General features: G+C 67.8%; 28 protein-coding genes, 1 tRNA gene and 2 pseudogenes. 12 read left to right on the top strand and 19 right to left on the bottom strand.

The window, feature by feature from the left end; all coding sequences use genetic code 11:
- Window positions 1–160 precede the first annotated feature (160 nt).
- Window positions 161–220 (top strand): annotated as a pseudogene (locus C474_RS23475) (hypothetical protein); the annotation flags it as partial.
- Between the two features lie 111 nt (window positions 221–331).
- On the opposite strand, the gene C474_RS02260 reads toward C474_RS23475, so the two are convergent.
- The 5 genes from C474_RS02260 to C474_RS02240 all read right to left on the bottom strand — a co-directional run bounded on the left by C474_RS02260 (window position 332) and on the right by C474_RS02240 (window position 4,819).
- Window positions 332–553, bottom strand: a complete 222-nt coding sequence (locus C474_RS02260) for a hypothetical protein (RefSeq protein ID WP_008383538.1) — start codon at window positions 551–553, stop codon at window positions 332–334.
- A gap of 9 nt (window positions 554–562) precedes the next feature.
- Entirely contained in the window at window positions 563–820 is a 258-nt protein-coding gene (locus C474_RS02255; RefSeq protein ID WP_008383536.1) for a cytochrome C oxidase subunit IV family protein, read from the bottom strand.
- Between the two features lie 11 nt (window positions 821–831).
- Window positions 832–3,399 (bottom strand): cbb3-type cytochrome c oxidase subunit I, encoded by a 2,568-nt coding sequence (locus tag C474_RS02250; RefSeq protein WP_008383534.1) that lies wholly within the window; start codon window positions 3,397–3,399, stop codon window positions 832–834.
- Window positions 3,396–4,178: a cytochrome c oxidase subunit II gene (gene coxB, locus C474_RS02245; protein WP_049916652.1), complete on the bottom strand. Its 783-nt coding sequence runs from the start codon at window positions 4,176–4,178 to the stop codon at window positions 3,396–3,398. Before coxB ends, C474_RS02250 begins: the two co-directional genes overlap by 4 nt.
- A gap of 122 nt (window positions 4,179–4,300) precedes the next feature.
- Window positions 4,301–4,819 carry a DUF6789 family protein gene (locus tag C474_RS02240; RefSeq protein WP_008383530.1) on the bottom strand — a complete coding sequence of 173 codons (519 nt, stop codon included), beginning with the start codon at window positions 4,817–4,819 and terminating at the stop codon, window positions 4,301–4,303.
- 111 nt (window positions 4,820–4,930) lie between these two features.
- Between C474_RS02240 and cyaB the strand changes: the two genes are divergently transcribed.
- From cyaB to C474_RS02215, 5 genes are all read left to right on the top strand, one after another.
- On the top strand, window positions 4,931–5,485 hold the full coding sequence (gene cyaB, locus C474_RS02235; RefSeq protein ID WP_008383529.1) for a class IV adenylate cyclase: 555 nt from the start codon (window positions 4,931–4,933) through the stop codon (window positions 5,483–5,485).
- 94 nt (window positions 5,486–5,579) lie between these two features.
- Window positions 5,580–6,785, top strand: a complete 1,206-nt coding sequence (locus C474_RS02230) for a methionine adenosyltransferase (RefSeq protein ID WP_008383527.1) — start codon at window positions 5,580–5,582, stop codon at window positions 6,783–6,785.
- 79 nt (window positions 6,786–6,864) lie between these two features.
- Window positions 6,865–8,046: a tRNA sulfurtransferase gene (locus C474_RS02225; RefSeq protein ID WP_008383525.1), complete on the top strand. Its 1,182-nt coding sequence runs from the start codon at window positions 6,865–6,867 to the stop codon at window positions 8,044–8,046.
- Window positions 8,047–8,170: 124 nt separating this feature from the next.
- Window positions 8,171–8,443, top strand: a complete 273-nt coding sequence (locus C474_RS02220; RefSeq protein WP_008383524.1) for a hypothetical protein — start codon at window positions 8,171–8,173, stop codon at window positions 8,441–8,443.
- Window positions 8,444–8,540: 97 nt separating this feature from the next.
- Window positions 8,541–8,996 carry a DUF5804 family protein gene (locus tag C474_RS02215; protein ID WP_008383521.1) on the top strand — a complete coding sequence of 152 codons (456 nt, stop codon included), beginning with the start codon at window positions 8,541–8,543 and terminating at the stop codon, window positions 8,994–8,996.
- A 41-nt stretch (window positions 8,997–9,037) separates the two neighbouring features.
- On the opposite strand, the gene C474_RS02210 is transcribed toward C474_RS02215, so the two are convergent.
- Window positions 9,038–10,087 (bottom strand): PLP-dependent cysteine synthase family protein, encoded by a 1,050-nt coding sequence (locus C474_RS02210; RefSeq protein WP_008383519.1) that lies wholly within the window; start codon window positions 10,085–10,087, stop codon window positions 9,038–9,040.
- A gap of 190 nt (window positions 10,088–10,277) precedes the next feature.
- On the opposite strand from C474_RS02210, the gene C474_RS02205 reads away from it, so the two are divergent.
- Both C474_RS02205 and C474_RS22285 read left to right on the top strand, forming a co-directional pair.
- Window positions 10,278–10,664 (top strand): thioredoxin family protein, encoded by a 387-nt coding sequence (locus tag C474_RS02205; RefSeq protein WP_008383517.1) that lies wholly within the window; start codon window positions 10,278–10,280, stop codon window positions 10,662–10,664.
- A 10-nt stretch (window positions 10,665–10,674) separates the two neighbouring features.
- The gene (locus C474_RS22285) at window positions 10,675–10,836 is read left to right on the top strand and encodes a hypothetical protein (RefSeq protein ID WP_160166815.1); all 162 of its coding nucleotides are present in this window, start codon (window positions 10,675–10,677) and stop codon (window positions 10,834–10,836) included.
- Window positions 10,837–10,840: 4 nt separating this feature from the next.
- Here the strand turns inward: C474_RS22285 and C474_RS02200 are convergent, their stop codons facing one another.
- Together C474_RS02200 and C474_RS02195 are read right to left on the bottom strand one after the other, a co-directional pair.
- On the bottom strand, window positions 10,841–13,018 hold the full coding sequence (locus C474_RS02200) for a thioredoxin domain-containing protein (protein ID WP_008383515.1): 2,178 nt from the start codon (window positions 13,016–13,018) through the stop codon (window positions 10,841–10,843).
- A 100-nt stretch (window positions 13,019–13,118) separates the two neighbouring features.
- A complete protein-coding gene (locus C474_RS02195) occupies window positions 13,119–14,510 on the bottom strand; it encodes an outer membrane protein assembly factor BamB family protein (protein ID WP_049916659.1) in 1,392 nt (463 codons plus the stop codon).
- Between the two features lie 174 nt (window positions 14,511–14,684).
- Here C474_RS02195 and purD point away from each other — a divergent pair, with 174 nt between their 5' ends.
- The 3 genes from purD (at window position 14,685) to C474_RS02180 (ending at window position 17,968) form a co-directional block, all read left to right on the top strand.
- Entirely contained in the window at window positions 14,685–15,974 is a 1,290-nt protein-coding gene (gene purD / locus C474_RS02190) for a phosphoribosylamine--glycine ligase (protein WP_008383511.1), read from the top strand.
- Between the two features lie 164 nt (window positions 15,975–16,138).
- Complete coding sequence (locus C474_RS02185; protein ID WP_152421583.1) at window positions 16,139–17,314, top strand: trypsin-like serine peptidase; 1,176 nt, start codon at window positions 16,139–16,141, stop codon at window positions 17,312–17,314.
- 117 nt (window positions 17,315–17,431) lie between these two features.
- On the top strand, window positions 17,432–17,968 hold the full coding sequence (locus C474_RS02180) for an acyltransferase (RefSeq protein WP_049916650.1): 537 nt from the start codon (window positions 17,432–17,434) through the stop codon (window positions 17,966–17,968).
- On the opposite strand, the gene C474_RS02175 is transcribed toward C474_RS02180, so the two are convergent.
- From C474_RS02175 to C474_RS02150, 6 genes are all read right to left on the bottom strand, one after another.
- Entirely contained in the window at window positions 17,969–18,355 is a 387-nt protein-coding gene (locus tag C474_RS02175; protein ID WP_008383503.1) for a hypothetical protein, read from the bottom strand.
- 7 nt (window positions 18,356–18,362) lie between these two features.
- Window positions 18,363–19,400 carry an ATP-binding protein gene (locus C474_RS02170; RefSeq protein WP_008383502.1) on the bottom strand — a complete coding sequence of 346 codons (1,038 nt, stop codon included), beginning with the start codon at window positions 19,398–19,400 and terminating at the stop codon, window positions 18,363–18,365.
- Between the two features lie 50 nt (window positions 19,401–19,450).
- Complete coding sequence (locus C474_RS02165; RefSeq protein ID WP_008383500.1) at window positions 19,451–20,179, bottom strand: hypothetical protein; 729 nt, start codon at window positions 20,177–20,179, stop codon at window positions 19,451–19,453.
- Between the two features lie 90 nt (window positions 20,180–20,269).
- Window positions 20,270–21,109 carry a mechanosensitive ion channel family protein gene (locus C474_RS02160; protein WP_008383498.1) on the bottom strand — a complete coding sequence of 280 codons (840 nt, stop codon included), beginning with the start codon at window positions 21,107–21,109 and terminating at the stop codon, window positions 20,270–20,272.
- Window positions 21,109–21,924: a diadenylate cyclase gene (gene dacZ / locus C474_RS02155; protein WP_008383495.1), complete on the bottom strand. Its 816-nt coding sequence runs from the start codon at window positions 21,922–21,924 to the stop codon at window positions 21,109–21,111. Before dacZ ends, C474_RS02160 begins: the two co-directional genes overlap by 1 nt.
- Window positions 21,925–22,330: 406 nt before the next feature.
- A tRNA-Leu gene (locus C474_RS02150) sits at window positions 22,331–22,415 on the bottom strand.
- A gap of 169 nt (window positions 22,416–22,584) precedes the next feature.
- On the opposite strand from C474_RS02150, the gene C474_RS02145 reads away from it, so the two are divergent.
- Complete coding sequence (locus C474_RS02145) at window positions 22,585–22,893, top strand: cyclin family protein (RefSeq protein WP_008383493.1); 309 nt, start codon at window positions 22,585–22,587, stop codon at window positions 22,891–22,893.
- Window positions 22,894–23,025: 132 nt separating this feature from the next.
- Here C474_RS02145 and C474_RS02140 read toward each other — a convergent pair whose 3' ends face one another.
- The 5 genes and pseudogenes from C474_RS02140 to C474_RS02120 all read right to left on the bottom strand — a co-directional run bounded on the left by C474_RS02140 (window position 23,026) and on the right by C474_RS02120 (window position 26,829).
- Window positions 23,026–23,526 (bottom strand): phosphopantetheine adenylyltransferase, encoded by a 501-nt coding sequence (locus C474_RS02140; protein WP_008383491.1) that lies wholly within the window; start codon window positions 23,524–23,526, stop codon window positions 23,026–23,028.
- 69 nt (window positions 23,527–23,595) lie between these two features.
- Window positions 23,596–24,120: pseudogene (locus tag C474_RS02135) on the bottom strand (helix-turn-helix domain-containing protein); the annotation flags it as partial.
- A gap of 52 nt (window positions 24,121–24,172) precedes the next feature.
- Window positions 24,173–25,249 carry a glutamate--cysteine ligase gene (locus tag C474_RS02130; RefSeq protein ID WP_008383487.1) on the bottom strand — a complete coding sequence of 359 codons (1,077 nt, stop codon included), beginning with the start codon at window positions 25,247–25,249 and terminating at the stop codon, window positions 24,173–24,175.
- A 93-nt stretch (window positions 25,250–25,342) separates the two neighbouring features.
- Window positions 25,343–25,978, bottom strand: a complete 636-nt coding sequence (locus C474_RS02125; RefSeq protein WP_008383485.1) for a fibrillarin-like rRNA/tRNA 2'-O-methyltransferase — start codon at window positions 25,976–25,978, stop codon at window positions 25,343–25,345.
- On the bottom strand, window positions 25,975–26,829 hold the full coding sequence (locus C474_RS02120) for an NOP5/NOP56 family protein (RefSeq protein ID WP_008383483.1): 855 nt from the start codon (window positions 26,827–26,829) through the stop codon (window positions 25,975–25,977). The genes C474_RS02125 and C474_RS02120 overlap by 4 nt, the downstream gene beginning before the upstream one ends.
- Window positions 26,830–26,997 lie beyond the last annotated feature (168 nt).

Below are 26,997 nucleotides of genomic sequence, written 5' to 3'. Positions count from 1 at the left end.
CGGACGGCGACGACCCGCTGACCGACCCCGGGAGCGCGCTCGCCGAGTTCGTCTCAGCGGACGTCGAGCGGTCCCGAGCGTCTTCGACCGGCCCGACAGGCTGGTCGTCGGGGATATCTACGTGCGCTCGGCGTTCCGGGGGACGGGGCTCGCGCACTGACTGGTCCGCCGGGCCGCGCGCTACGGACGGGAGGCCGGGTGCGGCGAACTCGCCCTCGACGTGGACGCGGACAACGAACGGGCGCGCTCGTTCTACGACTCGCTGGGGTTCGAGACCCGTCGGTACCGGATGGTCGTCGCCGCGGACGAACTGTAGGGCGGAGGCGGCCCCTCACTCCGCCTCGCCCCCCGTCGCCGCGACGGCGACGAGGAGGAAGACGCAGGCGGCGACGACGGCGCCCGGCGCGAACACGAGGGGCCGCGAGAGCGGTCCGCCGACCACCTTCAGCATCATCACCGTGATTCCCAGCGCCATCGGGAGCGAGAACAGCAGGGCGTACCCGAGGGCCGTCCGGTCGAACCGCCTCGTGCGGACGCGGATGTGAGTCCTCATCCGCGCACCTCAGAGGATGGAGTACGACGCCGCGAACGTCAGCGCTAGCGCCGCCGCGAGGCCGATGCCGATGAGGTACGTCAACGAACGGGGCTCCCACCGCAGGTGCTGGAAGTAGGCGGCGACGAGCACCGCCTTCATCGCGGACAGCACGATGATGAGCGCGAACGCCGTCCAGTAGGCGAGTCCGGCGAACTCGACCAGCACTTGCACCGTCGCCGAGACGAACAGCACGACGTAGATTACCGTGTACAGTTTGGTGTTCATGTCTTGTCACCTCACAGGATGTAGAACAGCGGGAAGAGGAACAGCCAGACGATATCGACGAAGTGCCAGTACAGACCGAAGTACTCCACCGAACTGCTGTCCTCCAAGTAGGCGCCGCGCCACGCCCGCGCGGCCAGATACAGCGTCACGACCAGTCCCACGATGACGTGCGCCGCGTGCAGTCCGGTCGTGAGGAAGAACGTCGAGGCGCGCACGTTCGAGGAGAGCCACAGGCCCTCGTGGAACAGGTGGTTCCACTCGATTGCCTTGTTTCCGAGGAAGCCGACGCCGAGGAGGAACGTCGCGACGAGGCTGGCGACCAGTCCCGGCCGGTTTCGCTTCTCGGCGGCGACGAGCGCCAACACGACGGTGAAACTGCTCGTCAGGAGGAGGTAGGTGTTCACCAGCCCCGGGACGGGGTTCTCCGGAATCGGCTCCCAGAGCGTCCACCCGAACGCGACGCGCGTGAACACGTAGGCGCCGATGAATCCGCCGAACAGCACCACGTCGCTGGCGAGGAATATCCACATCCCCACCTTACCGTACTCCAGTCCGTCGAAGGGCCACGCCTCGCCGTCCGCGAGCGCGGGTCCGTGGAACGGTTCCAGCCCCATGAACACGAGCGACCCGAGGGTGACGACGCCGCCGAGGGCGGCGGTGCCGAGGTAGGCGCTCCCCAATATCCCCTCGGGGAACGACGCGTCCCGAAGACCCGAGAGGCCGAGGAACAGCAGGAACGTCCCGGCGCCGACGACGAACGGCCAGAAACTCGCGTGGCTGACGTGTTCCTCGCGTTCGTCGTGGTGCGCGGCGGACGGAGTGGCCGCCTCCGCCGTGGCGACGCCGCCGTCCGTCGCCGTCGACTCCTCGCGGAACCCGAGCGACCCGTCGCGGTACGTCGGCAGGCCCGGGAAGTTTTCCAACGGCGGCGGCGAGGGGACGGCCCACTCTGCCGTCGTCGCGTACTCCCAGGGGTTGTCACCCACCGGGTCCCCGGAGAGCGCGCTCTTCGTCAGATTGTAGAACATGATCAGAAAGGAGAGGCCGAGGACGAACGCCCCGACGGTGGCGAGTTGGTGCCACACCTGGAGGCCGGCCGAGTAGTCGAACACGCGGCGCGGCGTCTCCCACGCGACGAACAGCGGGAAGTACAGCAGGTTGAACCCGACGAAGTAGACGCCGAAGTGGAGTTTCCCGAGGAACTCGTCGTACATCCGCCCGGTCATCTTCGGGAACCAGTAGTACAGTCCCCCCACGAGGGCGGTGACGCCGCCGACCATCACGTAGTGGAAGTGCGCGACGACCCAGTAGGTGCCGCGGAACTCGTAGTCTAAGACGATGGCGCCGAGGAAGACGCCGGTGATTCCCCCGATGATGAACAGCAGCAGGGCGCCGAACACGAACAGGAACGGCGTCGTGAAGCGTATCTTCCCCTTCAGCATCGTGTAGATGAGCGCGAACACCATCAGGTCGAACGGCAGCGAGATGCCGATGGGGGTTATCATAAAGAGCGTCTTTATCTGGAGGTTGATGGTTGTCAAGAACATGTGGTGCATCCAGACGACGAAGCTCTGGAGGGCGACGAGCACCATCGCCGCGATGAACCACTTGCGCCCGACGATGCGGCGGCCGGTGAACGTCTGAAACACCTCGGCCATCACCCCGAGTGCGGGGAAGAAGACGATGTACACCTCGGGATGGCCGAAGAACCAGAACAGGTGCGCCCACAGCATCGACCCCGCGGGCGATTCCAGCGCGAAGTAGGTGGTTCCGAGCAGCCTGTCCGAGGAGAGGATGATGAGCGCGGCCAGCAGGGCGGCGAACGCGAACAGCATCATCCAGACGGTCAGCAGGATGGACCACGTGAACAGGGGGAGTTTTCGCAGCGTCAGCCCCTCCGCGCGCATCGTGTGCATCGAGGTGAGGAAGTTGACCGAGGAGACGGTGACGCTGGCGACGAACAGTGTGAGCGCCAGCACCGCCGTGCTCGCTCCCACGTCCGGCGTGAACGTCGGAACGTTCAGCGGGGCGTACATCGTCCACCCGCCGGCGAACGTCCCGCCCTGGAAGAAGGAGACGCCGAACAGGATTCCGGAGAACAAGTAGAGCCAGTACGACAGGGCGTTCAGCCGGGGAAACGCGAGGTCTTTCGCGCCGATTTGGAGCGGGACGACGTAGTTGGCGAAGCCGAACGCGAACGGCGAGAGGAACCAGAACACCATGATGAGTCCGTGCGCGGAGACGGCCTGATTGTACGCCAGCGGTTCGAGCACCGTCGTCGTCGGAGTTCGCGGCGCCCATAGCTGAATCCGAAGGAGCCACGCGAGGACGCCGCCGAGGACGAGGAAGAACAGCGACGTGACGATGTAGAGGATGCCCACGTCCTTGTGGTTGGTCGTGACGAACCACCGGCGGATGCTCCCCATCGACGGGAACTCCGAGGCGGCCTCCTCGTAGTCGCTCTTGCGGGCCGGGACGGTCAGTTCGCCCGCCGCCGTCGAGGCGTCCGCCTGCTGCCCGCCGTCGGGTCGGTGAGCCGGGTCGTCCCGCCCGCCGCTACCGGGCGCGCTGTCGGTCATCCCGCCACCTCCACGAGCGCTCCGCCGAGGTCACTCTCCGCCGTCGCTCCGGCAGTCGTCGACGCGTTCCCGGTTTCGCTTTCGTTCCCTTCCGTGCTCTCGTACCACGCCTCGTACTCCTCGGGTTCCATCACGACCACCGTCGCCGTCATGAACGAGTGGCCGGCCCCGCAGAGTTCGTAGCACTGCGCGCTGTAGTTGCCCGTCTCCTCGGCGCGGAACCACGTCTCCGTCTCCTGGCCGGGGATAGCGTCGGTCTTCACCCGCAACTCGGGGACGCCGAAGTTGTGGAACACGTCGTCGGAGGTGACGACGAGTCTGACGGACTCGTTTCGGGGGACGTAGAGGGTGCCGTCCTCGGTGTGGCCGTTCGGGTAGACGAAGCGCCACCCGAACTGATAGCCCTCCACGCGGACCTCCATCGCGTCCTCCGCCTCCGGCCCCTCCTCGACGAACAGGAGGGTCCCGTACGTCCACGAGACGAGCGAGATGACGACGACGGTGCTGAGGAAAAAGGAGGTGAACAGCTTTCGCCCGCCGCCGCTTCCCGTCGGGAGTTCGCCGAGGACGGGCCGGTCGGCGTCGCTCCCGCGTCCGCCGCCCGCGCGGTACTTGTACGCGTTGTACAGCATGTAGCCGATGACGACGACGCCGACGGCCGTTCCCAACGCGAGGAACACCTCGAAGATACGCTCGAAGACGAACGCGCGCGTCCCGCGCGGAATCAGCCCCGTCTGGGCGAGGACGTCGAGCCCCACGTCAGTGGTAGTTGTTGACATGTGAACACGGGTTGTTGATTATTATTTATATTATTTATCTGTTTTCCCGGCGCCGCTCCCGATTCGGTCCCCGACGGCGCGCCGTCGAGAACGTGCGAACGGGGGGGGAACGAAGCGCGCGCTCAGACGTCGTGCTGCGGGATACCGGTAGTTCGATGGAGAACCACACCGAGCGTCAGTCCGTACACCCAGTGGGCGAGGAGCGAAAAGAGGAGGAAGGAGAGGACGGTGAGGACGCCGGCGTTCGGCCAGAACGCCGGGACGAATCCCGTCCAGAAGAACGTGGCGAACGTCGCGCCGCGGAGGTAGCGCGGCGACTCCGGCGGGAGGAACGCCCCGAGGACGAGGAACGTCAAGGGGAGGACGACGGTGCCGCCGAACCCGAACAGGAAGACACCGAGCAGCACCGTCGGTTCGAGGCCGAAGAACGCGGCGAACCCCGCGAATCCGGTGATGGGCGCCGTCTGAAACAGTCCTAACAGTTCGGGGATGCCGACGAGGATGGGCATCATCAGCACCGTGCCGGCGAAACCCCCCGTCATCGCCATCAGGACGACGCGTCCGCTGATAGGGATGTCGAACGACTCGGCGAGCGATTCCTCGACGCCGACGGACTCCCGTTCCGTGAGTTCTCCACTCATGGTATTTACTAGCACGTTGTGGATGGTGATAAATCATTATATAGAATGGAGGATAGGAACTGCGGCGAGGAGAGCGTGCGTTTTTACCCGCACGGGGCGCCAGTCCGGAGTATGTACGAGGTGGAGGTCAAACTCCGCGCGGACCACGAGACGGTCCGGGCGCGACTCGCCGAGGCGGGCGCCGTCCGCGAGGCGCGGACGACGCAGGTAGACACCTACTACGACGCCCCGCACCGCGACTTCGCGGAGACGGACGAGGCGCTTCGAATCCGCCGGGAGACGCGCGTCGACGACGGGACGGAAACGGCCGACGGAGAGGAGACGACGGTAACGTACAAGGGTCCCCTCGTCGACGAGCAGTCGAAGACGCGGAGCGAACACGAGACGGCCGTCGAAGACGGCGAGAGCGCCGAGAACATCCTCTCGGGTCTCAGCTTCGAACCGGTCGAGACGGTGGAGAAAGAGCGCGAGTTCTTCAGTCTCGACGGGTACACCGTCACCCTCGACGCCGTGGCGGACCTCGGCGAGTTCGTGGAGGTGGAGATGCAGACGGAAGACGACGTCGACGCCGCCCGCGAGGGCGCCTTCGACGTCCTCCGCCGCCTCGGCCTCGACCCGAACGACCAGATTCGGACCTCCTATCTCGCCCTCCTCCTCTCGGAGTGAGGCCGCCCCGTCCCGCGTGTATTCTCACCAGTAATACGAGAGTGGAAGAAGTTTTCCGCAAGTTATAGCACCGAGTGGGTCGGAAGGGGACGTAATGACCGAGCGGAACATCAAAATCGAGGCGGTCGAGCGACTCGCCGTCGAGGACCAGAGCGTCGAAATCGTCGAGCGGAAGGGTATCGGTCACCCCGACTCCATCGCCGACGGCATCGCCGAGAACGTCTCGCGCGCGCTCTCGAACCTCTATCTCGACCGGGTCGGCAAAGTCCTCCACTACAACACCGACGAGACCCAAATCGTTGCCGGCGAGTCCGCACCCCAGTTCGGCGGCGGCGAGGTCATCGAACCCATCTACATCCTCCTCGTCGGCCGCGCGACCAAGCAGTACGACGGCAAGAAACTCCCCGTCGACGCCGTCGCCCTCGAAGCGGCGCGCGACTACCTCGCCGAGCACGTTCCCGAACTGGAGTTCGGCACGGACGTCATCGTCGACGTGAAACTCGGCGAGGGTTCAGGGGACCTGCAGGACGTCTTCGGTGAGGACGCCGTCGAGGTGCCGATGTCGAACGACACCTCCTTCGGCGTCGGTCACGCCCCCCTGACCGAGACCGAGAGCATCGTGCTGAACGTCGAACGACAGTTGAACGGCCCGTACGCCGAGCGACATCCGTACCTCGGCCCCGACGTGAAGGTGATGGGCAAGCGCGAGGACGACCGGATAGACATCACCGTCGCCGCCGCGATGGTGGACGCCTACATCGCCGACATCGAGGAGTACGAGGAAGCGGTCGAACACGTCCGCGAGTACGTCGGCGACGTGGCGCGGGACCACACCGACCGCGAGGTGAACGTGCAGGTGAACACCGCAGACGACTACGACGAGGGCTCCATCTACCTCACGGTCACCGGCACCAGCGCCGAGATGGGCGACGACGGTTCCGTCGGCCGCGGCAACCGCGCGAACGGCCTCATCACGCCCAACCGTCCGATGAGCATGGAGGCCACCTCCGGGAAGAATCCCGTCAACCACATCGGGAAGATATACAACCTCCTGTCGACCGACATCGCAGAGTCCGTCGTCGACGACGTCGACGGCATCCGCGACCTGCAGGTGCGCCTGCTCTCGCAGATCGGCCGCCCCATCGACGAACCGCACGTCGCCGACGCCAAGGTCGTCACCGAGGAGGGCGTCCCCCTCTCGGACATCGAAGCCGACGTGGAGGCCATCATCGACGAGAAACTGGCGAACGTGACGAACGTGACGCGCCGCGTCATCGACGGCGAACTGACGACGTTCTGAGCGCCGGCGCGTTCGAGCGGGTTCTGCGGACCGCGAGCACACCGGGACGCTGATACCGGTCGGCGGCCAACTCCGCGTCGTGACCGAAGCGGACGCCGTGCTCGTCGGGTTCGGCGAGTTCGGCGCCAAGAGCAGCGAGGTCCGCGCGAAGATGGCCGGCCGGTTGGCCGCGAGCGTGCGCGACCTGCTCCGCGGGCGCGGATTCGAGGGAGACGTGGAGCGTCGGTGGTCCCGCATGGTCGTCCGCGCGCCGGACGCCGAGGGGGCGCACGCCGTCGCGGAGGCGGTGGCGACGCTCCCCGGCGTCTCGTTCGCCCGACCGGTGCTCGCCGTCGGCGCGACGCGGAAAGAGGTGTACGAAGCCCTCGAAGCCCTCGCTGCCGACCATCCCGACGGGGAGGAGTTCGCCGTCGACACCGACCGCGTCGGCCCGGCCGACAGACACGAGTTCTCCGGTCGGGACCTGAACGTCGAGGGCGGGCGACTGATAGAGGAACTGACCGGCGCGACCGTCGAGTTGGACGACCCCGACCGGACGTACCGAATCGAGGTCCGCGGCGACGAGGCGTTCGTCTCCGTCGTTCGGTTCGACGGCCCGGGCGGCCTGCCCCTCGGGACGCAGGGCCGCGTGGCCGTCCTCGTCAGCGGCGGCATCGACTCCCCCGTCGCCGCGTGGCGACTGATGCGCCGCGGGTGCGTTCCGATTCCGGTCTACGTCGACATCGGCGACTACGGCGGTGCCGACCACCGCGCCCGGGCGTTCGAGGTCGTTCGAACGCTCGCGGCCCGCGCGCCCGGCGAGGACCTGCGGCCGCGCGTCGTCGACGGCGCGGCCGTGGTCGACCGCCTCGTCGCGGCGGTGGACGACACGCGCATGCTGTCGCTCCGCCGGGCGATGCTCGTCATGGCGGAGGCGGTGGCCCGGCGCGACGGCGCCCACTCGATAGCGACGGGCGAGTCGCTCGGACAGAAGTCGAGTCAGACCGGCCCGAACCTCGCCGTCACGGACGCGGCGGCGACGCTCCCCGTCCACCGACCGCTGTCGACGACCGACAAATCCGATATCGTCGAGGAGGCGCGCCGCCTCGGCACCTACGACGACTCGACGCTGCCCGTCGGATGCGAGCGAGTCGCGCCGTCGCACCCCGAGACGAACGCCTCCCTCGAGAGCGTCGTCGCCGCCGAACCCGACGGCGTCCTCGACGCGGCGCGCGAGGCGGGACGTGAGGCGTCGGTCGAACCGCTCGACCGGGACGTGTGATTGGCTACCACTACTCGGGTGACATACCAGAACTAACGTCACGTTTTTCCACACAAACAGACACGTACCGAATGAAAAACCGGGTGTAAATGCCTTTACATAGCCTGAACCCGTACGTTCGACCATGTCTGAGACTCGCAGCCCCTCCTCCCCGGCGGCCGGTGCGGGATGGACCGTCCTGCAGGTCGTCCCGCGCAATCGCTGGCGGACGGGCGCCGACACCTGTCCGACCTGCGGCGCGACGGTCGAACTGAACGAACCGCACTACCAGGCCGAACTCGACCGCGAGCGCTCGCCGAACCGCACGGAGAAGTTGACCCGGGAGCGTCGGCTTCTCTCGTTCTGCGACGAGGCGTGCGCCGCCGACTGGATCGAAGCGTACGAGCACGACGCCTAACCCTCCCCCGCGCGAACGCGACGGCGGTAACAGGTAACGACCGGACCGGCGACCCGCATCGGAACGGATAAACCCCGCCCGCGTCAGGTCTCACACCGTGACGCGGGTCTGTTTCGTGGGGTCGTCCGACGTGAACGTGCAGTACGAGCTTCTGTCGAGAGAAACCGCCCGGGCCGCCCTCTCGACGTACGACATCCGCGCCCCGTTCGAGAACTCCCTGGCCGTCGACACCGTGAGCGTCGGCGCCGCCGTCTCGCTGTGTAACGACCTGAACTGGTATCTCGTCCGCTTCGTCGACCACGTGCTCGTGCGGGAACCGAGCGTCTCCGACGGCGAGTGGCTCTCGCGCCGCCTCGCGGAGGCGGTCCGCGACGGCGAGGTGCGACCCGAGGAGACGGCCGAACGACTCGCCGTCTACGGCCTCGTGGACGGCCGCCTCGTCGAACCGATGTTCGTCGCGCGCCGCCCGGACGGGTCGATTCCCTCCTACGACCTGCGCGAGGTCGAGGAGACGGTGGTCGTCCGCGTCCACGAGTCGGAGTTCGGCTCGTAGGGCGTCTGACGGGGGAATCGAACGCCGCGCCGACCCGAACCTCAGTCGAACATTCCGGTCGACATGTAGCGCTCGCCGCTGTCCCAGAACACCGTGACGACGAGGGGGCAGTCGTCGGCGTCGGCACCGGTCGCGGCGTCCGCGGCGTCGTCTATGCCGGCAGGGCCACCATCTGCGCGGGCGTCCTCCGACCCGGCGTCCTTCCGGATGTCGTCCGCCGCGTCCTCGATGACGTACCCCTCCGGCGGTTCGGGGCAGTTCGCCTCGGGGGTGGCGAGTTCCTCGGCGACGCGGCGCGCGGCGAGGTTCGACGCGCCGGAGGACTGACCGACCAGAATCCCCTCCTCGCGGGCGAGGCGGCGACACTCGGCCTCGGCGTCTTCGAGGGGGACGATTTCGATGTCGTCCAAGAGGTCGGTGTCGAGGTTGGGGCTGACGAACCCCGGCCCCATTCCTTGGTATTCGTCCGGACCCGACTCGCCCGTCGAGAGCACGGCGTTCTCGGCGGGTTCGACGGCGACGACGGTCATCTCGGGGAACTCCTCGCGGAGGCGGCGGCCGATGCCCGAGAGGGTGCCGCCGGTGCCGACGCCGGCGACGAGGGCGTCTACCTCCCTGTCGCCGACCTGTTCGAGAATCTCCTCGGCCGTCGTCCGGTAGTGCGCGCGGGGGTTCGCCTCGTTCTCGAACTGGCGGAGTTGCGTCATCCCCTCGGCCTCCAACTCGTCGGCGCGTTCTTTCGCGGCGGAGATATCGCCCTCGACGAGTTCGATGTCCGCGCCGTAGGCGTGCATGACGTCGCGGCGCTCCTTCGAGGCGGAGTCGGACATCACGATGGTGATGTCGTAGCCCTTCGCCGCCGACGCCATGGCGAGGCCGATGCCGGTGTTGCCGCTCGTCGGTTCGACGAGGCTGTCGCCCGGCGAGATGTCGCCGGCGCGTTCGGCGGCCTCTATCATCGCCAGCGCCGGGCGGTCCTTCGCCGACCCGCCGGGGTTCTTCGACTCCACCTTCGCCGCCACCGTCGCCCCCTCGGGCGACGACACCTCGACCAGCGGGGAGCCGATGGTCTCGAGGATGTTCGCGTCCATCACCTCTCGGTAGTCGGTTCGCACCGAAAACGGTGGTGGACGGGGGCAAGAGACGCCGATACATCGGTCTCTCCGTCTCCGCCCGTTCGTCGCCGTCGACGACTCGACGCTCGCCGCCGACCGCCGCCCGGCGCTGGCGAGCGTCTCCGGCACCGCGCGGTTTACGTCGCCGCGTTCGCTACCCTCGCCCATGGCCGACGCCGAATCCGGAACGCTCGAGACGATGCGACCGAACCCCGCGTGGGACGCCGACTCCTACGCCGACGCCGTCGAGACGCTCTCCGAGGAGGGTCTCGTCTTCCGAATCTGGGGCGGCGACTGGTGCAAGGACTGCCGCAACCAACTGCCCGACTTCGGGGCCGCACTCCGCGCGGCCGAGGTGCCCGAGGACCGAATCCACCACCACCCGGTGGAAAAAGAGGAGGACGGCAGCAAGACCGGACCGCTCGTCGAGGAGTACGACATCGAACTGATTCCGACCGTCGTCGTCGAACGCGATGGGGAGGAAGTCGCCCGCTTCGTCGAGGAGGCGCGCGTCTCCATCGCCGTCTACCTCGCCGACGAACTGCGGTCGTAAACGTGCCGACGTGCCCTCCACCGACTTCCACGGGACGCACACGCTCCTGAGCAGCGACTACGTCGACGCCCTCACCGGACTGTCGTGCGAGGATGCCGAGCGGGCGGCGTCGGTCGCCGCGTTCCTCGCAGGGACGCTCCAACACTACGACGGCCGCGAGATTCGGGCCTGAGCCGCTACTCGTCGCCGAACTCCAGTTCCGACTCGTCGAGTTCCACCTCGGACGGTTCCACGTCGAGATCGCGCTTTCCGCCGAACCACGAGAGCGCCTCGTCTACGGAGTGCGCGGGCGGCGAGCAGGCCCGCCCCTCGCAGGCGTAGACGGTCGGTTCGCCGTCGCGCATCTCCCGGCCCTTCCACACGGGCGGCGCCTCCGTGAGGTCGAGGACATCGAGCCACGGCGCCAGTTCGTCGTCCGTCGGCGGGCGGACCGAGAGCACCGACCCGGGGACGTAGCGCGTCGCCAGCGCCTCGCGGAACGAGTCGGGCAGGGCGTCGGCCGAGACGACAATTTCGGACCCGCCGCGGGCGCGCTTCTCCGACGCCAGCGCGAGCGAGACGTGTTCGAGCGGTCGTCCCCGAATCCGGTCCGCGTGCGTGTCGAGCACCGACCCCGCGACGGACGCGAAGTCGGCGTCGGGGGCGAACGAGTCGAGGTCGAGGAGCAGGGAGGCGGCGACGCCGACGCTCGACGGCGTGGACTGGTCCTGTAGCTCCTGGGGGCGGGTGACGAGCGTCTCGCCGTCGGCGGGCGTGAAGTACAGCGTCCCCGCCGACTCGTCGTAGAAGGACTCGACCAGTGCCCGCGAGAGGTCGACGGCGAACGCGAGGTGGTCGACGTCGCCCGTCGCCTGATACAGGTCGAAGGCGCCGCGCGCGAGGAACGCGTAGTCTTCGAGGTAGCCGTCGCCCTTCACGTCGCCGTCCTTGAACCGGCGGGAGAGTCGTTTCTCGTCCGAATCCCACAGGTGCTCGCGGACGAATCCGAGCGCGTCGGCCGCGAGTTCGGCGTACTCGTCGCCGAGGACGAGCGACCCCTGCGCCAGACTGGATACCATCAGGCCGTTCCACCCGGCGAGCACCTTCTCGTCGCGCGGCGGGCGCGTCCGCGACTCCCGTGCCTCGAACAGCGTCTCGCGGGCCGCGTCGAGGTGGTCGACGGCCTCCTCGGTTGTCAGCCCGCGTTCTTCGGCCACCTCGTCTATCGGCGCGGAGACGGTGAGGACGGTAGTGCCGTTCTCGAAGTTGCCGTCGGCGGTGACGCCGTAGTAGTCGCAGAACACGTCGGCGCGCGTCTCGTCGTCCAGCGTCTCGCGCACCTCCTCGGGCGTCCAGACGTAGAACGTCCCCTCCTCGCCGTCGCTCTGGGCGTCGAGGGTGCTGTAGAAGCCGCCGTCCGGGTGCCGGAGTTCGCGCGCGACGAAGTCGAACGTCTCGCGGGCGACGTCGGCGTAGGCCTCCCGACCCGTGAGGCGGTGCGCGGCGAGGTAGACGCGGGGAATCTCGGCGTTGTCGTACAGCATCTTCTCGAAGTGCGGGACGGTCCACTGCCGGTCGGTGGCGTAGCGGTGGAAACCGCCGCCGACGTGGTCGTACATCCCGCCGCCGGCCATCGCGTCCAGCGCCTCCATCGCCACGTCGAGCGGTTCCTCCTCGCCGGAGTGGACGTACGAGCGCAGGAGCGCCTCGATTCGGCCGGGTTGGGGGAACTTCGGCCCGCCGGAGCCGAATCCGCCGTACTCGCGGTCCGCGCCGCGGAGGGCGGCCTTCGTCACCTCGCCCAGCACCTCGGTCCCCGGCGCCTCGCCCACCTCGTCCGGCGTCTCCTCCAACTGGTCTTTCAGCGCGTCGGTCCACTGCTCGGCGCGGTTCTCTATCTCCTCTCTGTCGGTCTCCCACGCGTTCGCGAACGATTCGCAGAGGTCGAGGAACCCGGGGACGTTGCCCCGGTCGCGTCGCTCCTCCTTCGGGAAGTACGTCCCGACGTAGAACGGTTTGCCCTCGGGCGTCAGCCACACCGAGAGCGGCCACCCGCCGCCGCCGGAGACGAGTTGGCAGATGGTCTGGTAGATGCGGTCGAGGTCCGGTCGTTCTTCTCTGTCTACCTTGACGGGGACGAACGACTCGTTCAGCACCCGCGCCACCGCCTCGTCCTCGAAACTCTCCTCGGCCATGACGTGACACCAGTGACACGCCGAATAGCCGACCGAGAGAAAGATGGGTTTGTCCTCCTCGCGCGCGGTTTCGAGGGCCGCCTCGTCCCACGGTTGCCAGTGCACCGGGTTGTCGGCGTGCTGTCGGAGGTACGGACTCTGCTCTTCGCCTAGCCGATTGCGCCCCGTCGCGTCGCTCATGGTCGATAGACGACGCCGCGGAGACTAAAGGGACGTGGAGGCGGCGCGTCCGGCGGGGTCGATTCGGTGGTCGACGGACGCGGCGGCGACGGCCGCGCGCTCAGGGCGTCAGGGCCAGCAGGTTCGACTCGCCGTCGCCGAGGTAGACCCTCCCGTCGACTCCGAGCGCGTCGAACGCGGTGTCGACGCCGAGCGACTTCGTCGCCTCGCCGTCGGCGTCGACCGAGTAGACGGTGTAGAACGGACTGTCCGCGTCCTCGGCGGTGATGGCGGTGGCGACCAGTCTCTCGGCGGTCGCCGCCTCCGGCCACGCGTTGTTCGACGGCGGTGAGAACGTCCACCGTTCGCCTCCGCCCGAGGCGTCGTACGCCGTCGCCGCGTCGGCCCCGACCCCCGACCGCGTGTACAGCGTGTCGTCGTCCGGGTCGAGGAGGAGCCACCGGCCGTAGTCGTCGTCGCGCCAGTCGACGGCGCCGTCGGAGTCGACGGCGAGGACGGCGTCGCCGCCGGCGTACAGTCGCTCCGCGCCGAGGAGCAGTTCCCCGACGGGCGCGTCGAGTCGCCAGTCCACGTCGCCGTTCGGGGCGACGCCCGAGAGCGTCGCGTCCCCGTCCTCTCCAGTGAGCAGGAACGCCCGGTCGCCGTCGACTTCGACCCGTCTCGGGGGGCCACCGCCGACGCGGAGCGTGAACCGCGTCTCGCCGTCGAGACCGAGTCCGACGAATCGGTTCCCGGCGGCGACGTACACCCCCTCGGGCCCGGCACCGACGTCGGAGGCGGCCTCGAACTCCCGCGTCCAGCGGAGGCTCCCGTCGTCCGCGTCGAGTCCGTAGACGACAGTCGTGAGGGGTTCCTCCGGCGTCTGGTGGCTGGTCGGCGTCACGTCCGCAGGCGGGAAGAACTCCAGTCCGGTGGCGACGAGAAGGCCCTCCGAGACGCCGGCGACGCCGAGTTCTCGGTCGCGTTCGAGCGACCAGCGACGCTCGCCGGTCGACCGGTCGAGAGAGTGGAGGGCGGTCCACTCCCGTTCGTCCGCCCGGCCGGCGACGGCGTAGACGGCGTCGCCGTCGAGCGTCGCTCCCCATCCGCCGCGGGCGATGCCCCGCGCCGAGGCGTGGGACCCGGCGACGGCCTCGCCCTCCATCGCCGTCCGCCAGCGGACTGACTCGTCGGCGGGGTCGACGGCCGCGATGGCGGCGACGGCCGAGTCACCGCCCTCGTCGCTCACCGTGGTGAATAGGTCGCCGCCGTCAGCTTCGAGACCGAGTACGTCCCCGTCGAACGACAGCGACCAGTCCGGTTCCCACGCGGGCACCTCGCCCAGCGTCTCCGACGGGCCGTCGCCGGTCGCTTCGGTCGTTGACGTCGCCGAGTCGGTCGGCGGCGGCGCGTTCGGGCCGCCGAGCGGACTCGGCCCGCCGAGACAGCCTGCGATACCGATGGTCGGGAGAGCGGCCGCGCCGAGTCGGAGGAACTGTCTGCGAGAGACCATATTCCCCATCGGGAGGACGACGGAAAGTGCCTTCCGGTGAGTGAAACGGACGTTTGACGGTCGACCGACGAGGCGCGTCCGACTGGTCGGCGCGAACCGGGTGTGCACGACCGCGCACAGATTCGTCCCCGAGAAGAGCAACCTTTACACCCTCGTGCCGAGGTCTGTTCGCGTATGACGGAGACTGCGCTCCTCGTCGGCGGCGGCGGCCGTGAACACGCCATCGCGCGCGCCCTGACGTCGGACTCGGACTGCGAACTGTACGCCTGCGCGAGCAACCGCAACCCCGGCATCGCGTCGCTGTCGGCCGGGTTCCGACAGGCGTCGGAGACGGACGCCGAAGCCGTCGTCGCCTACGCCGAGGAGGTGGGCGCCGGCGTGGCCGTCGTCGGCCCCGAATCCGCCCTCGAAGCGGGCGTCGCGGACGCGTTGGACGACGCGGGCGTCTACACGTTCGGGCCGAAGTCCGACGACGCGCGCATCGAGACGGACAAGGCCTTTCAGCGGGAGTTCATGGCCGCCCACGACGTTCCGGGCTGTCCGGACTTCGCCGTCTTCGAGGACACCGAGGAGGCGTGCGCGTACATCGACGACTACGACGGCGACCTGGCGGTCAAGCCCGCGGGCCTCACCGGTGGGAAAGGCGTGAAAGTCACCGGCGACCAGGTGACGAAGGAGGAGGCCAAGGAGTACCTGCGCGACTCGGACTACTCGGAGGTCGTCCTCGAAGAACGCCTCGTCGGCGAGGAGTTCACCGTGCAGGCGTTCGTGGCGGACGGCGAGGTGCGCCCGACGCCCGCCGTGCAGGACCACAAGCGCGCCTACGAGGGCGACGAGGGTCCGAACACGGGCGGCATGGGCAGTTACAGCGATTCGGCCGCGGAACTGCCGTTCATGTCGTTCGAGGAGTACACGGAGGCCGTCGAGGTGCTGGAGGCGACCGTCGGCGCACTCGACGACTACAAGGGCGTCCTCTACGGGCAGTTCATGCTCACCACCGGGGGCGTGAAAGTCGTCGAGTTCAACGCCCGCTTCGGCGACCCCGAGGCGATGAACACCCTACCCGTCCTCGAAACCCCGTTCCTCGACGTGGTGACCGCCGCCCGCGACGGCGAGTCGCTCCCCGAAGTGGAGTTCGCGGGGAAGGCGACCGTCTGCAAGTACGCCGTCCCCGACGGCTACCCGACGGACCCCGACTCCGGGGCGAAAATCGAGGTCGACGAGGAGAGCGCCGGCGACGCACTACTGTTCTACGCCAGCGTCGACGCCCGCGAGGACGGCCTGTACACGACCACCTCGCGGTCGTTCGCCGTCGTCGGCGTCGAGGACACCATCGAGGCGGCCGAGGAGTCCGCCGAGTCGGCCCTCGCGGCCGCGGGCGAGGGCCTGCGCGTCCGTCACGACATCGGCAAGCCGGACCTCGTCCAGCGTCGAATCGACCACATGGCGGAGTTGCGCAACTGACACGTTCCGACCGTTACCGACACAGCTCGATCCGAATACGGCCGTCAGGGTCGGATATACGCCCCACCGGGTAATTCTCTTCGAACGTCGAAAATAGTGATGAGGTATGACATCCATCAGAGACGTTGGAGAAACAGATACCCGGAGACAACGTGACGGACCGAATGCGGAGACTGCTGGACGAACTTCGCGACGCGGGGGCCGCGTCCGTCGACGAAGAGGTGTTGGAGCGATTCGAGGCCCGAGTTCGAGAGCTTCGCCGACCGCCGACTCGTCCGACCCACGTCGACGCGGTGGAGGACCGAGAGGACGAGGAGGCCGAGGAACAACTATCACCGGGCACGACGGTCGAACTCGGGCGCGTCTTCGTCGTCGAGGACGCGGAGTCCGAGCCGACGCTCCGTTTCGACGAGGAGCGCTCCTCGTTCGTTCTGGAAGCCCCGTACGGACTGGAGCGAACCGACCCGCCTGCCATCGAGCGCGAACCCCTCGACCCGCAGAGCGTCGAAGACCTAGAGGGCCGACACGGGGCCGACGGCTCGCGTCCCCCGCACCTTCCGGTGACCTACCGGCCGGAACTCACCGAGAAGGTGCGTCGGTACATCCGCGAAGGCAACGACGTTCCGGAGGTGGTGTTCACTCCGGACACGCGGTATCTCTTCCGAGACCCATCGTTCCCCTGGTGTACGGCCGGGAGAGTCGAGACAGCTGCAGGGACCGGTACGGGGACGATGATCGGACGTCGACTGATGGTGACGGCCGGCCACAACGTCGACTGGGACGACGACGGCGCGGGGTGGGTGAAGTTCACCCCCGCCTTCCACGCCGGCGACGAACCGTTCGGCCACGCGTGGGGAACCAGAGTCGTCTACTGGGAGCGACCGGACGCCTCCGACGGCCTCTCCGACCAGGAAACCGCCTTCGACTACGTCGTCGTCGTGCTCGACAGGAATATGGGCGACCTGACGGGATACGCCGGCTACCGGACGTACGCCTCCGCCTGGAACGACGGGAACTACTGGCAGCAGATCGGATACCCCGGCGACCTCTCGGGGGCGCAGCGTCCCGCGTTCTTCAGCCCCGGTAGTATCGAGTCCGTCCAGTCTCGTTCGACGGCCGGTCAGTCGGGCTACGTCATGGGGCATTTCATGGACACCTCGGGCGGGCACTCGGGCGGACCGTACTGGGGGTGGTGGGACGACGAACCGTGGCCGCGGGTCGTCGGGGTCCACAGCGTCGGTGCGTCCACGCCCGGAGACGACACTTCGGGGGACAACGAGGCGGGCGGCGGCCCGGCGCTGTCAGATCTCATCGCCTACGCGCGGTCGAACTACCCGTGAGCGCGGGTCGCAGACCGCGTCACCGTAACCGGCCGCTGCCGGTGCGACGGCCGCCCGAGCAACGACCGTCCGAGGGCCGACGGGGGATTGAAACCCTCGCACGGAGAACCGTTCCGCGTGAGCGACGACACCGACGACGCGACGGGCCCCCGACACCGCCGGGTGACCTCGCACCCGACGCCCGGCCCCCTGAACTCCCTCCAGTACTGGACCGACGCGAAACCCGTCTGGCGGGTGACGCTGAACTACCTCCTCGTGTGGGTGGCCCGCGTCGCGCCGTTCCTCCGGTGGAAGAACTGGGCGCTCCGGCGACTCGGCGTCACCGTCGGCCGCGGCGTCTCGTGGGGCCTCGAAGCCACGCCGGACGTGTTCTGGCCCGAACTCATCACCCTCGGCGACGACGTCATCGTCGGGTACGACTCGGTCATCCTCTGTCACGAGTTCCTGCAGGAGGAGTACCGGACGGGCGAAGTCGTCCTCGAAGACCGGGCGATGATCGGCGCGAAGGCGGTCATCCTGCCCGGCGTCATCGTCGGCGAGGACGCGCAGGTGGCCGCGAACTCGCTCGTGACGCGGGACGTGCCGCCGGGGACGACGGTGGCGGGCGTGCCCGCCCGGCAGATGTCGAGCGCCGAGTTCGAGGACGACGACTGACTACGTCCGGTAGAACAGAGAGTACGAGACGGGCGCGGCGACGACCAGCGACCCCCAGAACCACAGAATCTGGGAGTTGACGTCCGGCGGCGTGAACGTCACCGAGACGAGCAGGGAGACCAGCACCGCCGCGGCGGCGGTCCGCGCGATTCGCTCGCCGTCCGACGGCGGTCCGCGCGCCCCCCACTGGCGGCGGACGAGGAGATAGACGACGAACAGCGGTGCGACCGCGGCGGAGCCGACGCCCCAGAGGTACGGGTGGTCGCTGCCGAGCGCTCGCGCGTCGGCGAAGACGGCGTACGCCAGCGCAGGCGCGGCCAGAACTACGCAGAGCGCCATCAGCGCGAAGCCGACGGCGGGCAGGACGGTGACTTGGATCGAAAGCATCGTTGGTTCACACGCGCTCCAGTCGGATCTTGAACGTCGCACCGCGCGGGTCGTTGTCCTCGACCCAGATGTCGCCGCCGTAGCTGTCGAAGACGCTGTCGGCGAAAAAGAGGCTGATACCGGTGCCGTGGTGGAGTTGGTCGTACTCCTCGCGCCCGAATATCAGGTCGCGCTGGGGCTCCGGGACGCCGGGGCCGTTGTCGGAAACCGAGAGGACCACCTCGTCCTCGCGGACGTCCACGTCGACGGTGACGACCGGGTCGTCGGCGTCGTTGTGCGTGACGGCGTTCTCTAACACCGCCTCCACCGCCGTCGACAGCAGGTCGTCCGCGCTGACGACGACTTCGGGGAACACCTCGAAGCGGAACGTGGCGTCGGAGAACTCCCGCATCACCTCGACCATCGCGTTGTTCAGCACGATGTCGAGGCGGACGGGGCGGTTGGTCGCGGCGTAGGAGCGCTCTAGCAGGTCGCGCAGGTCGCGCGCTCGCTCGGACTTGCGGACGATTTCGAGAACCAGCTTCTGGGCTTTCTGCAGACTCTCGGTCGCCTCCTCCTTCGAGGCGGCCGACTGCGCGCGCTGGATGTGGCCGTACATCACGTTGAGTTCGTTGCGCAGGTCGTGACGAAGCAGTCTGTTCAGCACCTCCGAGGCGTTCTCGTACTGCTGTTGTTTGGTCGTGTCGACGAAGATGGCGACGACGCCCTCGACGTCGCCGTCGACGAGGATGGGGGCCGCGGACCCGCGACCGTACACCTTGTCGCCCTCGCTCGTCCGGGCGACGAACCGACCGCTCCAGGTCTCGCCGCGCGAGAGGTGGTCGACGATGTCGGCGTAGATGTCGTCCTCGCCAGATATCTCGGCCGCCGAGCGCCCGACCAGTTCACCCGGTCGATAGCCGAGAAACTCCAGACCGCTGTCGTTGACGTCGCGGATGACGAAGTTAGGGTCGGCGATGAGCGCGGGAGCGCCGGTGCTGCGGAAGGCTTGGCGGTACACCTTACCGCCGAGGCGGTCGTCATCTCCGTCGATGCTCCACTCCACACGTCCACCAGACGCTCAGAGTATTTTATCCTCCGGGTTCGATAGATCGGTCACGCCGAGGGGGAGTTGCCGCGAAGTTCGAAGACGCGCTGGTAGTAGGCGGCGACGACATCGCGTATCGGGGCGAAATCCCGGTCTCGGTCGATCCGAGTCCACCGGTCGTGTAACTCCACGCCCGAGACGAACCGCTCGGAGAGTGCGGTCGCCTCGTCGCCGTCGCAGTCGGCGACCATCGCCTCCACCTTCAGTCGGTGCGCCTCCAGCGCCGTCCGCGCCCAGTTCTCGTCGCGTTGGCCGTGCTGTCGCCAGAACTCCGTCTGTCGCTCGCCGTAGGCGGAGTCGATGCCGGCCTCCGCACAGACGCGGCAGAGCAGTTTCTGCACCATCTCCCAGCGGGGGTCCTCCTCGATATCGTCCGCGTACCGCTTCGAGAGGTCGCTGAAGAGAAACTCCGTCTCGGGGCGGTCGAACGACACGTCGTTCGATCGGAGGGCGGGCCAGTTCTCGATTTCGTCGTGGAGGAACAGGGCGTGTGCGAACGCTCTCCCGGCCCGTTCGGCGCGTTCGGGCGGTCGTCTGGGAAACTCCGCTCTGAACACCGTCGCCATCGCCTCGGCGCTCGCGTCGGCCGCCTCGGTCGCCCCCTCAGCGTCCCCCCGCAGCAGGCACTCTTCGCGGATGTCCTGCTGGTAGAACGCTTCGAGAAGGGTCTCAGCGGTGTCGCGCGCTGCCGTCGAGAGGGCGTCTGAACCGACTGTTGGAGGGAGGTCCGGTGTCATGTCTGCTGTGCGCGGGGTCCGTGTTCGGACGATAATCCCCGTGACAGCTCAAAATAGTTTTTGTAACTGACGTGTCAGTTGAGGCCGTTATCATCGCACACGGACGATACCCTCGTCGAACACTTTCCGGTTCGGGACGATGTACTCTTCGCCGTCGTTCTCGACGCGCGTGACGAACAGGTCGACTTCCTGGACGATACCGTCGGTGTCGCCGACGCGCACCTCGTCTCCGATGGCGTAGGGTTGGGTGAGGAGGAGGTACGTCCCCGCCGCGCCCGACTGGAGCATATCCCGGAAGGCGATACCGCCGAGGAACACCACGGCGAACAGGTAGGCAGCCAGGAGGACCACTAGCGCCGTCGTGGCGACGCCGAGTTGCGAGAGGGCGATGAGCGCCGCGAGGAAGAACACGGTGAACTTCGCGGCCGCCGGGATGATGCCGACCTGCGGCAGTTTGACGCCGCGCAGTCGCTCCGCGATGAGCAGCCCCACCTTGTCGCCGACGACGATGCCGACGATGACGATGACCACCGCGAAAAACAGCATCGGGAGGAACTCGACGACCCGACTCCAGAAGCGGTCGGCGTAGTTCACGTTCGCGATGGAGAGGGCGGCGAGGACGGCGACGCCGACGACGAAGTAGCGGACCAACCACCCGAGCAGTTCGACCGTCGAGGTGTCGAAGTTGCGCGCGGTCCGTTCGAACGACGTGCCCTCGATGGAGTCCGGGACGCCGAGTCCTTCGAGGACGCGTCGGGTGAGCGTCCCGAGGAGGAGGGCGACGGCGATGCCGACGACGAGGACGACGAGCGCGAACCAGATATCCCGAGGGAGGAGGCCGAACAGTTCCTCTAAGAACGGTTCGGCGGCGTCGGGCGCCTCGGTGGGTACGCCGGTCTGGGCCGCGAGGAGCGTAGCCGCGGGTGTCATTAGTAGTCCTCCGGGTCTATCTCCAGAATCATCTTTCCGCCTTTGAACGCTCGGACGAGGCCGTCTGACTCGGAAAGCACGATGCTCGTCGTGTTCGTGTCGCGCGTGATCGCCGCCCCGGACATGTGGCGCGCGCCGAGGCCTTTCGGGATGTCGACGCCCTCCGCGGCGGGTTCGAGGTAGCGGTAGGCGCTGACTATCTTCCCGGAGTCGGAGATGATGAACGCGCCGTCGAGGCGCGAGAACTCCTTGAGCATCACGTTCACGATGGGGTCGCCGACGTGGACGTGCGACTTCTCGAAGGGGTTGTACGACAGCGGCCGGGACTTGTTCATCACCTTGCCCGCGTCGCCGACGACGAACAACGCGCCGACGGGCTTGCCCTTCTGGCCCTTCTTGCCGAGTTCGATGGCCACCTCGAACACGTCGCGGATGACGCTGGGGTCCGCCCGGGAGTTGGCGAACAGGTCGTAGATGCCCGAGCGCATCTTCTCCTCGACGCGGACGCGGATCACGGCGTCCTGATCGCCGTCGAACACGGCGACACTACAGGCGATAACGTCCCCCTCCTCGACGACGTCCGCCTCCATCGCCCCCTCGACGCCGAATCGGATGCGGTCGCGGACGTTCTTGAACTCTAAGGGGAGTTCGATGTACGTCTCCGCATCGACGGCGTTCTCGGGGGCGACGACCACGACGGGCGTGTCGAGGTCGGCGTCCGCGAATCGTTCGTAGAACGAACCGCTGGGTGAGAAAACAAACAACGCGTCCACGTCGGCCACGACATCGTCGAGGAGGTCCGATAGCGCCACCATCACGTGAACGTCATCTGCAGTGAGAAAAAGGCTTGTGGGACGTTCTCCGAACTGATATCGACTGACGTGCGTCAGACAACCGGTTCGGGACGGGTGCGAGAACGGCGGACTGAGAGGTGACCGGCGGACGCCGACGGACGAATCGACGCCCGGCGGGCGGACCGATTCTCTGCCGGCGGTGGGAGTTCGCTTAGTGTGCGGAACGGATTCGAACCGGAGCAAGAAATGCTCGCTCGCTGCGCGTTCCTTGCAGGGTTCTCTCCGCTCGTCGCGATTTTCGTCCTCGCCGTCGCTCGGACGGAAAGTGCGCGGGACCGGATTCGAACCTCGGTCGCTCACTCCGTTTGCTCCCTGCTTCGAGTCCGACCGTACCGGTGGCTCTCCTCACTGGCGTTCGGAGAAGTCATGCGCGGGACCGGATTCGAACCGGCGGACTCCTACGAGACAGCGTCCTAAGCGCTGCGCCGTTGGCCTGGCTTGGCTACCCGCGCGCATTGGACAGTATCAGGAATCGAGGTAAGAAGCTATCGTTCGTCGGCGGGTCGGACGCCTCCGAAGACGTCCGGCGGGCGGCCCACCGGCCGGCGGAATCGACCCCGTCGACCGGTTCGCGGCACCGCCCGGAGCAAGCGTCAAGTGCGTCGGCGCGGAGCGTTCGGTATGTACAGCGCCCGGGATAGGGTCGACAACGAGGAGTGGTTGCAGCGAATCGAGGCGGGCGGAGACCGCTTGGAACTCGGGTCCGAAGCCCGGTCGTACGCGAGCGACATGTTCCTCTCGCACGTCCCCGACACCGACCGTTCGAAGCGGGCCGTCGCCGCCGCGAGCCTCTACGCCGGCGCACTCATCGCGGGCGAGGAGCGCTCGCAGTCGCGCGTCGCCGAAGCGATGGACGTGACGCGTCTCAGCATTCAACAGCGCTGGAAGGACATCCTCGAGGACGCCGGGTTCCGGCCGCCGACGTGGTGAGACGGTGTAGTAGCGTCTGCAAGTCTTCAACCCACTCGACCGCACGACGGCGTTCGGTCGGATGAGTAATCAGTTGCAGACGCTACTATAACGCGACCGCGGTCGTGAGAAGAGAGCGAACGAAGAGCGGAGTCAGGCGTCGTCCGGACGGGTCGCCTCGCGACCGTCGCGGTCCGGCGTCAGATTGCCGTGCCGGTCTATCTCCCCGCGAACGATGCGCGTCGAGGAGATGCGCTCTCCGTCGTCGGCCGAGACGTGGCCCACCACCTCGATGTCGAGGGGGTCGAGGCCGCGTTCCTCCCGTATCTCGTTCACCCGCGCGCCGCCGTCCTTCGTCTCCGGGGAGACGATGAGCACGTCGAAACCGGGTTCGGTGGCGATGCCGGTCGGTTCGTCGAGTTCCCGGATGTCGAACTCCCGACCGTACTCCTCGGCCAGCGGTCGCAGATGGTTCACCAGGTCGCGCTTGCGCTCTTCGAACGGTCGGACGTACCGGTCGACGTGGCGGGTCTTCGGCGCGAGTTCGTCGCTCGTGAGACCGACGGTCACGTCGCCGAGTTCGAAGGCCCTCGCGAACAGCGCGAGGTGGCCGTCGTGAACCGGATCGAAGGTCCCGCCCAGCGCGACGTTCATATCCGGGGGTCGGCGTCTCGCGACTTAAAAAGGTCGGCTTACGGAGCGCGGACGAGGGCCGACGATTCAGTCGTCGGCGTCGGGGCGGACGGTGATGGTGACGGGTTCGATGTCGCCCGCCTCGTCGTCCCCGAGCAGACGGCGGTCGAGGTTGAAGACGGTGTTCAGTTGGGATTGGACCTGTCCGACGACGCTCTGGACGAGGTCGCTCGGCGGGATGGCGGTGTACTCGTAGGGGTTGTTGCCCGCCCCGGAGTTCTTGCGCTTGCGCCGCGTCACCGTCTCCTCGGAGTGGAGTTCGGCGAGCGCTTCGCGGACGGTGCTGGGGTAGAGACCGGTACCGTCGGCCACCTCGTCGCTCGTGGTGTGCGGGTTCTGTCGGAGGTAGACGTAGATGCGAGCGCGCGTCTCCGTGTCGAGCAACCACGCCAGCAGGTCGACGATGTTCTCGTCGAACTCCGAGACGGCCCGGTCGGCCTCCACTTCGAGGCGCTCGCGGGTCGATTGCTCCGAGGTCGCGTCGGTCGGGTCGGCCACCTCGTCCCCGTCGGAACCGTCCTCTCTCGTGTCGTCGGGAGTATCGTCCGCAGACATACTGTTCTGTTCCATAGGTCAAAACCAGTCGCTTAAAAACCTTTCCGAACGGTCATTCGAGACACAGGTGCTCACACAGGGCGTCGAGGCCCTCTTCCGTGCGAATCCGCCGCTGTCGTTCGGTTCCGCTCTCGGCGTCGTACACGTCGCGGAGGCCGTCGACGCCGAGTCGGTCGCACTCACTGTCGACGAACTCGCCGAGAGAGACGGTGCTCTCGGCGTCCCGGCCGACGAAACTCGCCTCGTGGCCGTGCCGCGTCGCGCGCCACTTGTTCTCGTCGAGGAGTTCCCGACGGAGGTCGGTCCCTGACTCGCCGTCCTCGTAGCGCTCGGCCAAATCGAGGACGAGAGCGTGGACGTACTCGACGAACGCCAGCGTCCGTTCGGGGTCCGACTGCGCGTCGGGCGTCCGAACCTCGACGGTGCCGTGGCCGGTGTGTGGGCGCACGTCGAACCAGAGTTCGCCGCGGTCCTCGATGGACCCGAACTCGACCATCCGACGCTCGAACTCCTGGAACGCCTCGAAGTCCGAGAAACGCGAGGGCATCCCGGTGTTCGGAAGGTTCTCGAATATCTTGGCCCGCGCCGAGGAGAGGCCCGTGTCGAACCCGTTCCAGAAGGGGGAGTTCGCCGACAACGCGAGGAGCGGCGGGAGGTACCACCGCGCCTCGTTGGCGACCCACGTCGCCTTGTCCGCGTCGTCGACGCCGACGTGGACGTGCAGGCCGGCGGTCGTGTTGCGGTGCTGGGGGTACTGGATGCGGTCGAGTTGGGACTTGTAGCGCGGCTTCGTCGCGTGGTCGAGCTCGCGCCACTTCGCCGCCGGGTGGAGGCCCGCCGCGGCGATGCGGTAGCCGTGGTCGGCCGCGTGGTCGACGAGCGCCTGCCGGACGGCGCGGACGAGGTCCCCCGCCTCCGAGGGGTCCTCGATGAGGGGCGTCTGCGTCTCGACCGTGAACCGGAACAGTTCGTGGTCGATGCGGTCTCCGAGGAGCCCCTCGGGGGGACTGTCGTAGACGAGGTCCGAGATGCCCGAGGCGGGGCGACCGTCGCCGTCGACGATGTAGAACTCCTCTTCGACGCCGAGCGTGCCCATCCGGTCGAAGGCGTCCGCGGACCCTAGTTCCATCGCACGGTCGTTCGGCGGGGCTCATTAAATAGGTCGTGGACCCCGGCGACCCGTGCGGGCGACCGGTGGGCGCGGCGGGCCCGAAGCCCGAATCTACTTCGGCCGGGCGACGACACCGAGGTGGTCCTCGTGGAAGCGGTCCAGTCGCTGCGTCTCCAGTACCTCGTAGGAGTCGCGCAGGTCCTCGAGGAACGCCTCGAACACCGCTTCGGGGTCGGCGACGACGTCCTCGCTTCGCGCCTTCACGGCCGCGAGCAGGCGGCCGTCATCGCTGAGGAACCGTCGGTTCCGCACCGCAACGTCGGCCTGTCCGCGCGTCGCCACGTCCTGTACGATGCAGTCGAGGTCCGACTCGACGACGTGCGTGTACGTCTCCGGCGTTCGCGCATCCTTCAGGAGCGGAAAGAGGTTCCCCCGCGCCTCGGCGACGTCGATGAGGTCCCGGACCGGTCGGGCCGCGAACTCGACGGCGTACGTCGGACCCGCGAAGTCGGCGACGTGCGATACCGTGGTTCCCGACGCCGCGCCGAGGTACAGCACCGACTCGCCGCCGACGAGACCGGTATCCATCCCGTGTTCGAACATCGCGCCGAGTTTCGACCGGCCGGCGTCCCACGCGCGCCACCCCTCCTCGTCGCGCGGTTCACCGTAGACCGTCTCCCCCCGCGTGGCGAGTCGCTTGCGGCCGTCGAAGGTGCGGCGTTCGACGCCCTCGGGCAGGTCAGTCATTCGCCTGCCTCCCGTGCTCGAATCGTCTCCATGCGCTCGCGCAACTCCTCGTGTATCCCCGGTTTCATCTCCCCGGAGTAGTGGTCGATTCGAGCGGCGATGGCTAGTTTGCCGGCGAACGCGCGCGCGGCGGACCCGCGGTGGTCGGGGTGGGTGCCGCGCACGTAGTCGTGGACGTAGATGACGCCGTGCTTCGGGGAGGGGGCGCGACCCTTGAGGTGGGCAAACAGGGCATCCTCCGCGCCGAGCACCTGCACGGTCCCAGAGGGCTTCTTCGCCAGCGATTCGAGGCCGCCCGCAAGGGCGACCAGGCGGGCCGCGAGGACGGGGCCGGCCATCTCCGAGAGGTTCGGTGCGACGGCGGGCGCCCGCGACTCGATGAACGCCCGCAGGTCGTCGCGTTCGTCGGCGAGGTCCGCGATGCGCCCGGCGAACGAGACGACCCGCTCTTCGAGGGGCGTCTCCGGGTCGCGTTCGGCCACCGCGCGGGCGCCGTCGACGCCGACGTCGGCGTCGTCGAACAGCGTCCCGGCCCATTCGGCGAGTCGCTCCGCGAGTTCGTTCGCGGTGCGTTCGGCGTCGTCCATCGCGCGAATACTATGAACCAACTGCATGTCGTCGGCTCGTTCGCGCTCTCTGACCTCCCGTCTCGTCGCGTCGAGAGACGCCTCGTGAAGCCGTTCGTAGTACGCTTCCTCCGAGTCGACGAATCCCGACTCGACCGCAATCGCGGGCCAGTTCCGCGGCTCTTCGGCTTCGCCGTCAGTGATCACCTCGCTCGCTCTCTCCGACTCGTCGGGGTCGATGCCCTCGAACCAACCCGCGTTCGTCGAGGGCGCACCGTCGTTCATACATCCACGCTGTCCCCGGACCGGTATATCCGTCCCGGTACGCAAAACGAGGCGAATCCGGTACCGCTACTCGTCGTGTGATTTCCGTCGCGTTCGGTCGTAGCCGAACAGATTCGCTAATCACGGTCGGTCTGCCGGAGTAGCAGATCGAATGCGACCGACGACATC

This window comes from Halogeometricum pallidum JCM 14848 (assembly GCF_000337095.1).
Classification (GTDB): domain Archaea; phylum Halobacteriota; class Halobacteria; order Halobacteriales; family Haloferacaceae; genus Halogeometricum; species Halogeometricum pallidum.
The sequence above is the reverse complement of the archived record's forward strand: the minus strand, read 5'-3'. Positions and strand labels throughout refer to the sequence as shown.